The sequence below is a fragment of the Alcanivorax sp. genome, from assembly GCF_051117345.1.
In the GTDB taxonomy this organism is placed as follows: Bacteria; Pseudomonadota; Gammaproteobacteria; order Pseudomonadales; family Alcanivoracaceae; genus Alcanivorax.
The window spans coordinates 1-13,267 of record NZ_JBNPEC010000265.1 but is presented as its reverse complement, the minus strand read 5'-3'; the positions used below and the strand labels follow the sequence as shown (position 1 = coordinate 13,267).

14 protein-coding genes are annotated in these 13,267 nt (G+C 58.9%); 10 read left to right on the top strand and 4 right to left on the bottom strand.

What is annotated here, in order from left to right; all coding sequences use genetic code 11:
- The 4 genes from ACFE0K_RS16535 to ACFE0K_RS16520 form a co-directional block, all read left to right on the top strand.
- Window positions 1-606, top strand: a 606-nt coding sequence (locus tag ACFE0K_RS16535; protein ID WP_434537111.1) for an ABC transporter permease subunit, incomplete at its 5' end; no start/stop codon positions are given.
- Window positions 603-1,448: an urea ABC transporter ATP-binding protein UrtD gene (gene urtD, locus ACFE0K_RS16530; protein ID WP_434537110.1), complete on the top strand. Its 846-nt coding sequence runs from the start codon at window positions 603-605 to the stop codon at window positions 1,446-1,448. The genes ACFE0K_RS16535 and urtD, both read left to right, overlap by 4 nt.
- A 119-nt stretch (window positions 1,449-1,567) precedes the next feature.
- The gene (gene urtE, locus ACFE0K_RS16525; RefSeq protein WP_434537109.1) at window positions 1,568-2,263 is read left to right on the top strand and encodes an urea ABC transporter ATP-binding subunit UrtE; all 696 of its coding nucleotides are present in this window, start codon (window positions 1,568-1,570) and stop codon (window positions 2,261-2,263) included.
- 155 nt (window positions 2,264-2,418) lie between these two features.
- Window positions 2,419-3,339: a bile acid:sodium symporter family protein gene (locus ACFE0K_RS16520; RefSeq protein ID WP_434537108.1), complete on the top strand. Its 921-nt coding sequence runs from the start codon at window positions 2,419-2,421 to the stop codon at window positions 3,337-3,339.
- Window positions 3,340-3,514: 175 nt separating this feature from the next.
- Here the strand turns inward: ACFE0K_RS16520 and pdxH are convergent, their stop codons facing one another.
- Entirely contained in the window at window positions 3,515-4,144 is a 630-nt protein-coding gene (gene pdxH, locus ACFE0K_RS16515; RefSeq protein WP_434537107.1) for a pyridoxamine 5'-phosphate oxidase, read from the bottom strand.
- Between the two features lie 77 nt (window positions 4,145-4,221).
- Here pdxH and ACFE0K_RS16510 point away from each other — a divergent pair, with 77 nt between their 5' ends.
- Entirely contained in the window at window positions 4,222-4,782 is a 561-nt protein-coding gene (locus tag ACFE0K_RS16510) for a gamma-glutamylcyclotransferase (protein WP_434537106.1), read from the top strand.
- Here the strand turns inward: ACFE0K_RS16510 and ACFE0K_RS16505 are convergent.
- A complete protein-coding gene (locus ACFE0K_RS16505) occupies window positions 4,774-5,187 on the bottom strand; it encodes a VOC family protein (RefSeq protein WP_434537105.1) in 414 nt (137 codons plus the stop codon). The genes ACFE0K_RS16510 and ACFE0K_RS16505 overlap by 9 nt on opposite strands.
- Before the next feature lie 92 nt (window positions 5,188-5,279).
- On the opposite strand from ACFE0K_RS16505, the gene ACFE0K_RS16500 reads away from it, so the two are divergent.
- Window positions 5,280-5,864, top strand: a complete 585-nt coding sequence (locus ACFE0K_RS16500) for a TetR/AcrR family transcriptional regulator (protein WP_434537104.1) — start codon at window positions 5,280-5,282, stop codon at window positions 5,862-5,864.
- On the top strand, window positions 5,861-6,301 hold the full coding sequence (locus tag ACFE0K_RS16495) for a YchJ family protein (RefSeq protein ID WP_434537103.1): 441 nt from the start codon (window positions 5,861-5,863) through the stop codon (window positions 6,299-6,301). The genes ACFE0K_RS16500 and ACFE0K_RS16495 overlap by 4 nt, the downstream gene beginning before the upstream one ends.
- An 85-nt stretch (window positions 6,302-6,386) precedes the next feature.
- Here ACFE0K_RS16495 and ACFE0K_RS16490 read toward each other — a convergent pair whose 3' ends face one another.
- Window positions 6,387-7,853, bottom strand: coding sequence for a flavin-containing monooxygenase (locus ACFE0K_RS16490; RefSeq protein WP_434537102.1), 1,467 nt, complete (start codon window positions 7,851-7,853; stop codon window positions 6,387-6,389).
- 325 nt (window positions 7,854-8,178) lie between these two features.
- Here ACFE0K_RS16490 and ACFE0K_RS16485 point away from each other — a divergent pair, with 325 nt between their 5' ends.
- Entirely contained in the window at window positions 8,179-9,600 is a 1,422-nt protein-coding gene (locus tag ACFE0K_RS16485; protein WP_434537101.1) for a fatty acid desaturase, read from the top strand.
- 49 nt (window positions 9,601-9,649) lie between these two features.
- Here the strand turns inward: ACFE0K_RS16485 and ACFE0K_RS16480 are convergent, their stop codons facing one another.
- Window positions 9,650-10,678 (bottom strand): AraC family transcriptional regulator, encoded by a 1,029-nt coding sequence (locus tag ACFE0K_RS16480; RefSeq protein ID WP_434537100.1) that lies wholly within the window; start codon window positions 10,676-10,678, stop codon window positions 9,650-9,652.
- Window positions 10,679-10,843: 165 nt separating this feature from the next.
- Between ACFE0K_RS16480 and ACFE0K_RS16475 the strand changes: the two genes are divergently transcribed.
- Window positions 10,844-12,025 carry an alkane 1-monooxygenase gene (locus tag ACFE0K_RS16475; protein ID WP_434537099.1) on the top strand — a complete coding sequence of 394 codons (1,182 nt, stop codon included), beginning with the start codon at window positions 10,844-10,846 and terminating at the stop codon, window positions 12,023-12,025.
- Between the two features lie 144 nt (window positions 12,026-12,169).
- A partial coding sequence (locus ACFE0K_RS16470) for a saccharopine dehydrogenase family protein (protein ID WP_434537098.1) occupies window positions 12,170-13,267 on the top strand: 1,098 nt, incomplete at its 3' end.

Genomic DNA, 13,267 nt, shown 5'->3' with positions numbered 1-13,267 from the left:
GGCGGTCACAACGGCCTCACCGGCTTCAAGGAATTGCTGGTCTTTTCCTCGCAATCCGCCAGCACTCGAGTCGGCCTGCTGATAGCCACCTCCCTTTCTCTGGCCATGGCCTTTGTGCTGTGTCGCTGGATCACCGGCAGCAAACTGGGGCGGGTTGTCATGGCAGTACGGGATGCGGAATCGCGGGCCCGCTTCGTGGGCTATCGCACCGAGCACTACAAGCTGTGGATCTTTACCGTCAGCGCCATTCTCGCCGGCATTGCCGGGGCGCTCTATGTGCCCCAGGTGGGCATCATCAACCCGGGGGAATTCTCCCCGCTCAACTCCATCGAGCTGGTGGTCTGGGTAGCGGTGGGCGGGCGCGCCACGCTGTATGGGGCGGTGATCGGCGCCATTCTGGTCAACTACGGCAAGACCGTGTTCACCGGCGTCATGCCTGAAGCCTGGCTGTTTGCCCTGGGCGGACTGTTCGTGGCGGTCACCGTCTTCCTGCCCCAGGGACTGGTGGGCCTGGTCAGCCAGCGCTGGGCGGCCATCCAGAAACAGTTCCAGAAAAAGGCAGTCGGTAACGACAACCACACTCCGGCAGAAGGAGAGGCCCCATGAGCGCACTGGATAACTTGCGCGACACCTTTCGCCGCGACCAGGTATTCGATTTCATGCGTCAGGGCACCCGTACCGTGGCGCCCGGTCAACTGGACTCCAGTGCCGGCAAGAACATCCTCTACCTGGAAGATATCACCGTCAGCTTTGACGGTTTCAAGGCCCTCAACGATCTGACGATGTACATCAAGACCGGCGAACTGCGTTGCATCATTGGCCCCAACGGCGCGGGCAAATCCACCATGATGGATGTGATCACCGGCAAGACCCGGCCGGATACCGGTACCTGCTTTTTCGGCCAGACCCTGGACCTGACCGCCATGAGCGAAACCGACATTGCCATGGCCGGCATCGGTCGAAAATTCCAGAAGCCCACCGTATTCCCCGAGCACACCGCCTTTGAAAATCTGGAGCTGGCCATGAACGGCCCCAAAGGCCCTTGGCACTCCCTTTTCACCCGACTGAGCGGCGAGCAGAAAAGCTGGATCGAGGAAACCCTCGCCACCGTGGGTCTGCTGGAAGAACGCCACAAGGTGGCCGGACTGCTCTCCCACGGCCAGAAGCAATGGCTGGAAATCGGCATGGTGCTGATGCAGAAACCGCAACTGCTGCTGGTGGACGAACCCATCGCCGGCATGACCCGCCAGGAAGTGGAACGTACCGGCGAACTACTGAAAAGCCTGGCCGGCAAACACTCGGTGGTGGTGGTGGAGCACGACATGGAATTCATCCGCTCCATCGCCAGCACCGTCACCGTTCTCCACCAGGGCAGCGTACTGGCCGAAGGGACCATGGAGCAGGTGCAGAATGATCCGAAGGTGATTGAAGTTTACCTCGGGGAATGAACCCCAGCTATGAGCTACTAGCTTCGAGCTGCTAGAAAAAAATTGAACACATCCCAGGAATGTCTCTTTTCCCTAGTAGCTAGAAGCTAATAGCTAGCAACTTTTTACGGAGTAAACCCGTGCTGAAACTGAACAACGTCAACCAGTACTACGGCGAATCCCATACCCTCTGGGATCTGGACCTGGGACTAAACCAGGGTGAATGCCTGTGTGTCATGGGGCGCAACGGTGTCGGCAAGACCACCCTGCTGAAAACCATCATGGGCCTGCTGCCAGTGAAAAGCGGCAGCATTGAATTCAATGGACTCGATTATGCCAAACAGGCTGCGGAAGAGCGGGCCCGGGCAGGCATCGGCTACGTCCCCCAGGGAAGGGAAATCTTTCCGCTGCTCAGCGTGGAAGAGAACCTGGAAACCGGCCTGCAGGCCCGCCCGGATCGCAGCAAGAAAATCCCGGACCGCATCTACGAGCTGTTCCCGGTGCTCCATGAAATGCGCAACCGCCGCGGCGGCGACCTGTCCGGCGGCCAGCAACAACAACTGGCCATAGGCCGTGCCCTGGCGCTGGACCCAACGCTGCTGATTCTTGATGAACCCACCGAAGGTATTCAACCCAACATCGTCGACATGATCGGCCGGGTGATCAAAACCCTGAACAAGGAAGAAGGCCTCACCGTGTTACTGGTGGAACAGAAGCTCCACTTCGCCCGCGCCACCGCCGACCGCTTTGCCATTATCGATCGAGGCAGCAAGGTGGCAGAAGGGGAAATGAGCGAGTTGGATGATACGTTGATCAAGAGTTATCTGACCGTTTGATTATCAACGCTCACCCTGTGCCGTAGGAGCGTCGCTGGCGGCGCGATTCCATTCGTTGATATCGCGCCCTCCTACAGGCAAAGACGGGTTGCTCCTGTGCGTCTTTACCGTGGACAGCTTACACTGGCCGCCTTGCACACTGACAGGCGACCACAATGCTCCATCGCATGACCCAACTGTTCCCTCTCTGGGCCCTGCTCTTCTCCCTGCTGGCTTACTGGCAACCTGGCCTGCTGGTCGGCGGCAAGGACGCCATTGTGCCATTGCTCATGCTGATCATGTTCGGCATGGGCCTGTCGCTCACCTGGGAGGATTTTCAGCGGGTGTTGCGCCAGCCCGGGATTATTGGCCTGGGTCTGCTGCTGCAATACAGCCTGATGCCACTGCTGGCGTTTGCCATCGGCATCGCCCTGCAGCTACCCCAGGAATTACTGGTGGGGCTGGTACTGGTGGGCGTCTGCCCCGGCGGCACCGCGTCCAACGTGATCGCTTATCTGGCACGGGCGGATGTGGCCCTGTCGGTGGCGATTACCTTTGCCTCTACGCTGGTAGCGGTGGTCGCCACGCCCTTGCTGACCTGGGTGTATCTGGGGGAACGCATCCCGGTGCCCATTGATGGCATGCTGATTTCGCTACTGCAAATCGTGCTGCTGCCGGTCACCGTGGGCTGTTTTCTCAATACCCGCTTTGCCCGCCAGCTGGCACCGCTACGAGAGGTTTTCCCGCTGGTTTCCGTAGCCGCCATTGTGGTGGTGATCGGGATTATTGTGGCTCTGAACCAGGGGCGCATTGCCCAGGCCGGCATCGCCATCTTTATTGCGGTGGCGGCCCACAATGGCCTGGGCCTGGCCAGCGGCTATGGCATCGCGCGGCTATTGCGGCTGGATAAACAACGTGCCCGCACCCTGGCCATTGAGGTGGGCATGCAGAATTCCGGGCTGGGCGTGGCACTGGCGGTGAAACACTTCAGTGCCATGGCCGCGCTGCCCGGCGCGCTGTTCAGCATCTGGCACAACCTGTCCGGGTCGTTGTTGGCGGCAATCTGGCGAAGGAAGGCAGTGAACAGTGAACAGTGAACAGTGAACAGTGAACAGTGAAGGCTGCTTTTCCTGTATAGCCCGTCAAGGTTTATTGTCTTTTCCTACGCAAGAGGCCGCGCCCAAAGTATGAGCGCGGCCTCTTGCATTTCAGATAACTGCTAACGCCAATCCGCGCCGCTGTTCACTGTTAACTATTCACTATTAACTGCTTTTACGGCGCCAGCCGCTCCCGTACCCAACTCCCGTCAGCCTGTTTGCGATAACGGAAACGGTCATGCAGGCGGCTTGGTCGGCCATGCCAGAACTGGATTTCCGTGGGCATGATGCGATAGCCGCCCCAGTTGGCGGGGCGGGGTACTGGCGCGTCCGGGTGCTGCTTTTGCAAGGCTTCCACTTCCGCTTCCAGCCATTCCCGGCTGGTCGGCTGACTCTGGGGGGAAATGGCCGCGCTGATCTGGCTGGCGTAGGGGCGCGACGCAAAGTAGCTTTCCGATTCCTCTTCATCCACCTTGCTGGCTTCACCGATTACAATCATCTGCCGGTCAAAGGGCTGCCAGAACATGGTGAACGATACCTTGGCGTTGGCCGCAATCTCCTCGCCCTTGCGGCTGTCGTAATGCGTGAAGAAGGTAAAGCCGCCACCTTCGATCCCTTTCAGCAACACCACCCGGGTAGAGGGTTGGCCGTCGGCGCTGACCGTGGCAAGAGTCATGGCGTTGGGCAACGGAAACCCGGCTTCAATGGCTTCATCTACCCAGCGCCGAGCCTGTTCTACGGGATTGTCGTGGAGGTGCGCTTCGCTAAGGCCCTCGGCATGATATTCTTCGCGTACGTCTTTCATGGTCTCCCCGGCGTTCAGACTGAGGCAACAGTATAGCGCCGCTACCGTGAAGACACCGAACCGGGATCAAGAAAACCATGCTGGATACCTCCGCAGAAAATCGCCGCCGCCATTCTTTGGACCCTCATCAGCCGGTGTGGCTGTTTGGCTATGGTTCGCTGATCTACAAGGCGGACTTTCCCTTTCTGGAACGCCGGCCCGCGACCATCCACAACTGGGCGCGCCGTTTCTGGCAAGGCTCCCACGACCATCGCGGCACCCCGGACAACCCCGGCCGGGTAGTCACCCTGATACAAGCACCCGGTGCACTCTGCACCGGCATGGCCTACCGGATCACCCCGGATGTGTTCGAGCATCTCGACCATCGGGAAAAGAATGGCTACCTGCGCTTTCGCACCCCGCTGACCTTCGCCGACGGCGATCAGGCCGACGGTCTGGTCTACATTGCCACCGAGGACAATGCCGCCTTTCTAGGCGAAAGTGACGAGCTGCTGATTGCCCGGCACATTGCCGTCAGCCACGGCCCCAGCGGCAGCAACCGGGACTATCTGCTGCAGCTCGCACAGGCGCTGCGGGAACTGGATGCCTGTGACGAGCACGTATTCCGGATTGAACAGTTTCTGCTGGAATCAGGCTGACATATAACGGTCCCAATAGCCCTGCTGCGGCTCGATCTGTTCCACCACATCCACCCACAAACCGGAAGGGTCGCGCAGGCCGAAGCGGCGCTGGCCGAAGGGCTCGTCGCTGAGCGGGTAGTCCACCGGGCCGCCACTGGCCTGGAAATCCGCCAGCGCCTGACGGGCATCCTCCACCTCGATTTCCAGGCACAAACCCAGCCCGCCAAAGGCCTCCGGCCCCGGCGGCGCAGAGGGATGATCCGGGCTCATGAACGCCACTACGCTGCCTTGCTGCTCATCCCCCAGCAGCACAAACCAGTCGCTGTCGAACAGCACAGCCAGCCCGAAATGCTGCTGCCAGAAATCCCGGCAGGCCCCTTTATGCGTGGTGACCACGATGGGGTAACGGTCGCTGATCTTCATCTGATACCTCCTTGTGAAAAAACAGACAGTCAGTCTGCTTTGAATAAATAAAAACAAACTGATAGTCTGTTTGTCAACCAAAAGGGGACACCATGGCCACCAATGCCCAACGTCGTGCCCAGACCCGCGGCTGCCTGATCAACGCCGCTCGCCACCTGTTTGCCGAACAGGGCTACGCAGACACCAGCACGGAGACGATTCTGTCTGGTGCCGGGGTGACCCGGGGCGCCATGTATCACCATTTCCGCAACAAGGCGGAACTGTTCGAAGCGGTTTGCGATCTGCTCAGCCGGGAAGCCATGGCCGCCATCAAGAAAGCTGTGGCCGGGCAGCGCGGCAGCCTGGCCACCTTGAAGACCGGCAGCCTGGCGTGGGTGGATTTCATGGCCCGGGACGATGTACGACGCATCCTGGTCGTCGAAGCCCCCTCGGTGCTAGGCCAGGAGCGCTGGCGGGCCTTGGACGAGCGTTACAGCTTCCCGCTGTTACGTGAGGGCATCCGTGACGCCATGGAAGAAGGCGCCCTGCACTTTTCCGGCAGCGCCGAAGGACTGGCCGTGTTACTCAACGGCGCCATGAATGCGCTGGTACTGAATGATCCCTGGGCCGAGAATCTGCCCCGCTTGCGCCAGGACCTGCTGGCGCTGTTCGATTGCTTTAATGGAGACACCCCATGAGCGCTTGCCCCTGCCAGTCCGGACTGGACTACGCACACTGTTGCCAGCCCCTCCACCAGGGCAAACCGGCAGCCTCACCGGAAGCGCTGATGCGTTCGCGGTTTTCCGCCTTTGCGTTGAAAAATACCGACTACATCGCACGGAGCTGGCACCTGAGCCAGCGCCCCGCCGGGCTGGATCTGGATGACGACCAGCAGTGGCTGGCTCTGGAGATCATCGCCAGTGGCGAAGAGGGAGATACTGGCTGGGTACACTTTCGCGCCACCAGCAAGGATCGTCAGGGCCTGAGCGTACTGGAAGAACGCTCGCGTTTCGTGCGTGAAAACGGCCACTGGTATTACCTGGACGGCACGCCCTCAGTGAGCGCATTAAAGCGTGGCAGAAATGATCCCTGCCCCTGCGGCAGTGGGAAAAAATTCAAGAAGTGTTGCGGGTGATGATCAGTTTCTAGCTACGAGCCACAAGACAGAAAAAACAGCGGGAATACTTCACAGCTCGTAGCTCGTAGCTAATTCTCTTCCGTCAAGAAAACCGCAACAAGCCATCCTCCACCGGCTCTTCCAGCAAAATATGCTTATCCTTGCCGTAATGGTTGACCACCTTCCACGGGTGATGTCGCCCCTGGCGCGGCAGTTTATGGCTTGAGCGTTTCACGTACCCGGAGGCCAAGGCATCCATGATGGATCTGTCTGCCAGGGTCAGGTCACTGTCTCCTTCCGGTGTCACGACCGTCAGCCCTTCTGCGTCCATGTAATTGAGCAAGCGGCAAATATAGGCCGAGGCGATATCCGCTTTCAGGGTCCAGGACGCATTGGTATAACCGAATATCCAGGCCATGTTCGGCACACCTTCCATGAGCACACCCTTGTAGGTCATCCGCTCACTCACATCCAGCGGCTCGCCATCCAGCGACAGGCTCATTCCGCCCAGTACCTGCAGATTCAGTCCGGTGGCAGCAATGATGATATCTGCCTCCAGTTCACGGCCGGATTTGAGGCGAATACCGTTTTCCGTAAAGGTGTCGATATGGTCGGTAACAATATCCGCTTTTCCTTCGCGCAAATCCCGGAAAAGATCCGCATCCGGTACCGCACAGAGCCGTTCATCCCAGGGTTGATAAACCGGCTGAAAATGCGTCATGTCGAAATCTTTCCCCACATGACGTTTCACATTGGCAAGCAACAGCTTGCGGGTGAAGTCAGGATACTTCTTCGCGATCACATAGATCAGCCGCTGCAATTTGATATTGCGCCAGCGGGCCATGCGATAGACCCAACCGGATGGCAGCACACGATCCAGCAATGCGGAGAATTTGTCGTAGGCAGGAACAGAAAAGATATAGGACGGTGAACGTTGCAGCATGGTGATGTGGGACGTTTCTTCCGCCATGGCCGGCACCAATGTCACGGCGGTCGCACCGCTGCCGATCACCACCACCTTCTTGTCTCGGTAATCCAGGTCCTCCGGCCATTGCTGGGGGTGCACGCAAGTTCCCTGAAAACGTTCCATACCGGGAAAATCCGGCAGGTAACCCTGATCATATTGGTAGTAACCGGTGCAGCCGACCAGAAAGCGGGCACGAAACGTTTCCGTCTCTCCGCCATGTTCCTGCACTGCCGTGACTGTCCAGATTTTTTCTGCAGAGGACCAGTCAGCGCCGGTGACCGTCAAACCATAATGAATATGCTGACTGACGCCGAATTCATCGGCAGTATCTTTGATGTAGTTGCGAATGGATGGCCCGTCCGCCAGCACCTGCAGTTCATTCCAGGGGCGGAACCCATAGCCGAAGCTGAACATGTCCGAGTCGGAGCGAATGCCGGGATAGCGAAACAGATCCCAGGTGCCGCCCATGGCCTGGCGCCGCTCCAGAATGGCAAACGTCTTGCCCGCGCATTCTTTCTGTAAATGACAGGCGGCCCCGATACCGGAAAGCCCGGCGCCAATGATCAGCACATCAAATTCATATTGGCTGCTTTTTTTATCCATCCGTCGTCTCCCGAAAAATCCGCAAAACCCCGGCCCTGTGGCTTCTACATCGGCAACAGTGACGCTTTGACCTCCTCCCTATCCCAACGTAATTTATCGCCGTTAACAATCCTTTTATTCGTACCACCGCACTGCAAATTCTTTCCGCGAAAATATCCGCAAAGTTGCCAAGTTAATACAAACCATGGCTTGGCCATCCGCAACATTGGGTATAGCTTAAAACTGAAACCGTGATTTCATCGCGGCGCATGACGTGAGTCTGTGCCGCCAAACTGAAATCAACGATCCAGGTTCAAAGTGATAACGTTGCATGTGGGGTGGAGTCATGAAATCAGCAGAACAAACCACCGCTTTAACGGACTGGCATGACGGCAAACGTTACCTATGGTTACTCAGCCCCACCATTCCGGTTCTGGCTGTGTCGTTTCTACTCATCTATATGTTTATCTGGGACTGGCCCGGCCTGCTCTGGGGCGGGCCCTTGCTGGTGTACGGTCTCATTCCCCTGGCCGACTGGGTAATCGGCACCGACACCAACAACCCGCCGGAATCCGCCGTCCCGCAACTGGAAGACGACACCTATTATCGCTTGATCGTCTATGCCTATATCCCCACGCAATACCTCGCCACCATTATGGGCGCCTGGCTGGTAGCCCAGGGGCAAACGCCGCTATGGGGATTGATCGGTCTGGTCTTCAGTGTCGGCGCGGTTAACGGCATTGCTATCAACACCGCTCATGAACTGGGCCACAAGAAGAGTAAAACTGAGCGCTGGCTGGCCAAGATCACCCTGGCGCCAGTGGCCTACGGACACTTCTTTGTGGAGCACAACAAGGGCCACCACAAGAACGTGGCCACACCGGAAGATCCCGCCAGCGCCCGCATGGGGGAATCTTTCTGGCGGTTCCTGCCGCGCACCATGATCGGCAGCGTAAAATCCGCATGGCACATCGAGGCCCAACGCCTTGAGCGTTGCGAGGCTCCACTGTGGTCACTGAAAAACGAAAACCTGCAGGCCTGGTTGATGACAGTAATTTTCTTCGGGCTGCTGACCCTGTGGCTGGGCTGGATCGTGCTGCCCTTCCTGCTGTTGCAGGCGTTCTACGGCGCCTCCCTGCTGGAGGTAATCAATTACATGGAACACTACGGCCTGCTGCGCCAGAAGAAAGCGGATGGTCGCTATGAGCGCTGCGAACCGAAGCACTCCTGGAACAGCAACCACATCGTGACCAACCTGTTCCTCTATCAACTGCAGCGTCACTCCGATCATCACGCCAACCCCACCCGGCGTTTCCAGGCGCTACGCCACTTTGATGACAGCCCACAGCTACCCTCCGGCTATGCCTCCATGTTGATGCCGGCCTATTTCCCCTTTATCTGGTACCAGAAGATGGACCCGCTGGTGTACCAGCACTACAAGGGTGACCTGACCCAGGCCAACCTGCAGCCGGGCAGGCGGGAAAAGCTGCTCAGGAAATGGCAACAACCGGCAGTCACCTATCACAGCGCCGACTCGGAACCGGATGTGGCCGAAGGCGCGGTGGCGGAAGCCCATCAGGCAGAGCAGGAAATCGACACCCCGCACCAGTTCCAGTGCCCCAATTGTGGCTATGTGTATGACGAGAGTCGCGGTGAAGAAAAAGAAGGCTTTCCGCCGGGCACTCGCTGGTTGCAGATTCCCAATGACTGGCCATGTCCGGATTGTGCGGTACGAGAAAAAGTGGATTTCGTCCTCAAGAAACACTGAGAGGACAACCCCGGCGACCCTATATCCCCCCCGTGTACGCCGGGGTCTTTTACAACTCTCCCTCCTTGCGCATGGCGAGAGGGGTCATGCCAAACCAGCGTCGAAAGGTTCGGCTGAAGTTGGATGTGTCCTGGTAGCCAAGCGTCTCGGCAATGCGCTCTATGGGCAAGGCGGTTTCCGTCAACCACCAAGCTGCCAGCTCGCTGCGCACATCATCCAGCAATTGCTGATAACGGGTGTCTTCCGCTTTCAACTTGCGAATCAGGGTGCGTGGCGACATGGCAAATTTTTCCGCCATGGTTTCCAGGGAAGGGAACTCACCCTGACAATCCAGCAGCACCAGACTGACCTGCTGGCTGAACGGCCCGCCTTTTTCCAGTTGTTTGAGTTGGTGTTCGCAATCGCGGATGGCATTGCGGTGCATGGCCGGGTCGGCGGTCAGGCAGGGGGAGGCCAGCTGCTCTGGCGGCACCTCAATCAGAAAGCACTCCGCATCAAACGCCACGGGACAGCCAAGCAAACGCTCATAGTGCTCTGCCCAGGACGGACGCTCGAAAGGCAAATGGACCCGCGCGCCCCGGGAACGCCCGGCGGACACCGCATCTGTCATCTGGAAATAGCTGCCCACCAGGGCGCCGAGCAAAAACTCCCGACAGTCCCCCAGATCCGTTCTCTCCTTCAGCTGTAACCGGCCCCACCCATTCTGCTCTTCAAAGGTTAGCTGTATCAGCTGCAGGCGCACCCCCACATAGCGGGCCACGACGGACAACAAGGTGCGTATATCCGGCGCCGAGACCACCGCATAGCCCAGAGCACCGTGGGATGACACCGGCGTATTGCCGCCAATCTTCACCCCGATCCAGGGTTCCTGAGTCAATCGCAAGGCCCGACGGATCAACCGCGACAGCTGCTCCAGGCTGAGATAGCGATGCTCGCTCAGCAATTCCTGCCAGGCCAGGCGGGTACCGGAAAAGATATCTCCATCGCTGAAGCCTTCCTGTTTCAGATGCGCACAGAGCACCCGGCTGTAGGTCGGATGAATGGCCGGCTTCAACCGGTCCATTTCCCCAAGCGCCATCGGATCCTCTCCCGTCAGTGAGTCAGTCCATAGACTACCGCTAAACGCCCTGTTTAGTCTGTCACTTAATGACGATTTTTTGCCACCTCAAGGGGTGCTCGCCCACGTCTTTCGGGAACACTATGAAGGCACTCAGATACCACCAATAACCAATGAGGTCATACCATGAGTCAAGCTGGCGTATTTGTCGGCCCTTCCGGCGTCGAGTACCGTGATCGCAAGCGGCATCTGTGGATTGTTTCTCTCTTTGTCCCGGGCACCGTTTTCCTCGGCCCGCTATTGGTGATGGCAACCGGCGAGCCCTGGCTGCTGTGGTTGCCGCTGGCATTCTATTATCTGGCCATCCCGCTGCTGGATATGCTGATTGGTCAGGACCGCAGCAACCCGCCGGAAGAGGTGGTGCCTCAGCTTGAAGCGGATAGGTTCTATCGGCATATGACTTATGCCCTGGTACCGATCCTGCTAAGCGCCTATCTGTTCGGCATGTGGTTTGTTGGTACCCACTCACTGCCGCTGCACGGCATTATTGCCATGGTACTGCTCACCGGCACCATCTGCGGCGCCGCCGGTATCAACCTGGGCCACGAGCTGGGCCACAAGAAGACACGCACCGAGCGCTGGCTGGCCAAGCTGGTGTTGGCGCCGGTGGGCTACGGCCACTTCCCCATTGAGCACAACAAGGGCCACCATCGTGATGTGGCGACCCCGGAAGACCCGGCATCCTCTCGTCTGGGAGAATCCATCTGGAAGTTTGCGCTGCGGGAAATTCCCGGCACCATGAAGCGGGCCTGGCACCTGGAAAAAGCGCGGCTGCACAAGGAAGGCAAATCCGTGTGGTCCCTGGACAATGAGATTCTGCAACCGGGCGTGCTAAGCCTGATCATCTGGGGCAGCATCATCGCCCTGTTTGGCTGGAAAATGCTGCCCATCATTGCCGCCGCTACCTTGTGGTCCTACCTGCAGCTGACCTCCGCCAACTACGTGGAACACTACGGTCTGCTCCGCCACAAGGATGCCAATGGTCGCTACGAACGCACCCAGCCGCACCACAGCTGGAACAGCAACCACATGTTCTCCAACTGGGCATCTTTTCATTTGCAGCGCCACTCCGATCATCACGCGCATCCAGCACGTCGCTACCAGAGCCTGCGTCATTTCGACGGCCTGCCGACGCTGCCCAACGGCTACTTCGGCATGTTCCTGATCAGCTATATACCGCCTCTGTGGTTCAAGGTCATGGACCAACGCATGCTGGAACACGCCGGCTACGACGCCGCCAACATCAACTTTGATCCAGCCCGCCGCGACGCGCTGATCCGCAAATACCAGATCAAGCACACGTCTTAGTAAGCACCGAGTATGGCATTTGCCCTGTTCTCCTGGATGGGGCTTTTTTTTGCCGGTTACGCTTACCCCTCTCAATCCCTTAGGATAGACCCATCATTGGACAGTCGTTCCGATTCGCTTTGCGTTCATTCCCAAGGAGCTCCCATGAGTGATGCACAATTTGACGTGGTGGTATTCGGCGCCACCAGTTTCGTCGGCCAGATTCTTTGCCAATACCTCACCGACACCTATGGGGTAAATGGCGACCTGAAATGGGCCGCGGCCGGACGCTCGAAGGACAAGCTGGAACAGGTCAGGACCCAGTTGGGTGCAGCGGGCAGCGAGCTGCCACTGCTAACCGCCGATGCCAACGACGACGCCAGCCTGGACAGCCTCTGCGCCCAGACCCGGGTAGTAGTGTCCACCGTGGGGCCCTATGCCCTCTATGGCGAACCCATGATCCGCGCCTGCGTGGCCAGCGGCACCGATTACTGCGACCTGACCGGTGAAGTGCAGTGGATTGCCGCCATGCTGGAAAAATACGAAGACCAGGCCAAACAGAGTGGCGCGCGCATCGTGCATTGCTGCGGCTTCGATTCCATTCCTTCCGACATGGGCACCTACTTCCTGCAGCAGCAGGCCCAGGCCCGCTTCAAGGCCCCTGCCACCCGCGTGAAAATGCGTGTCAAAGTGGCCAAGGGCGGCGTGTCCGGCGGCACCGTGGCGAGCATGATGAACATTGCCGAAGAAGCCGGCAAAGACCCGGCCCTGCGCAAGAAACTGGCTAACCCCTATCTGATCTGTCCGCCGAACCATGGCTTCAACGCCCGCCAGGACAGCATCAGCATGCCGCGCAAGGATGACGACTTTGACGCCTGGGCGGCACCTTTCGTGATGGACGCCATCAACAGCCGCATCGTGCACCGCTCCAACGCCCTCAGCGGCAAGGCCTACGGCGACAACTTCACCTACAACGAAGCCATGCTGGCCGGCCCGGGCATGGGCGGGCGTATGAAAGCCCTGGGGATAGGCACCGGCACCGGCCTGTTCTTTGCCGCCGCCGCCATCAAGCCCACCCGCTGGTTGCTGAACAAGTTCGTGGTGCCGCAGCCCGGCGAGGGCCCCAGCCCGGAAGCCCAGAAAGCCGGCTTCTACGACATCCGCTTTTTCGTTGTTACCGGCAGCGCCGACAGCATCCGGGGGAAAGTGACCGCCGATGCGGACCCGTGCTCCGGCTCCCCCGCCACGCTGCCCGGCCAGGCG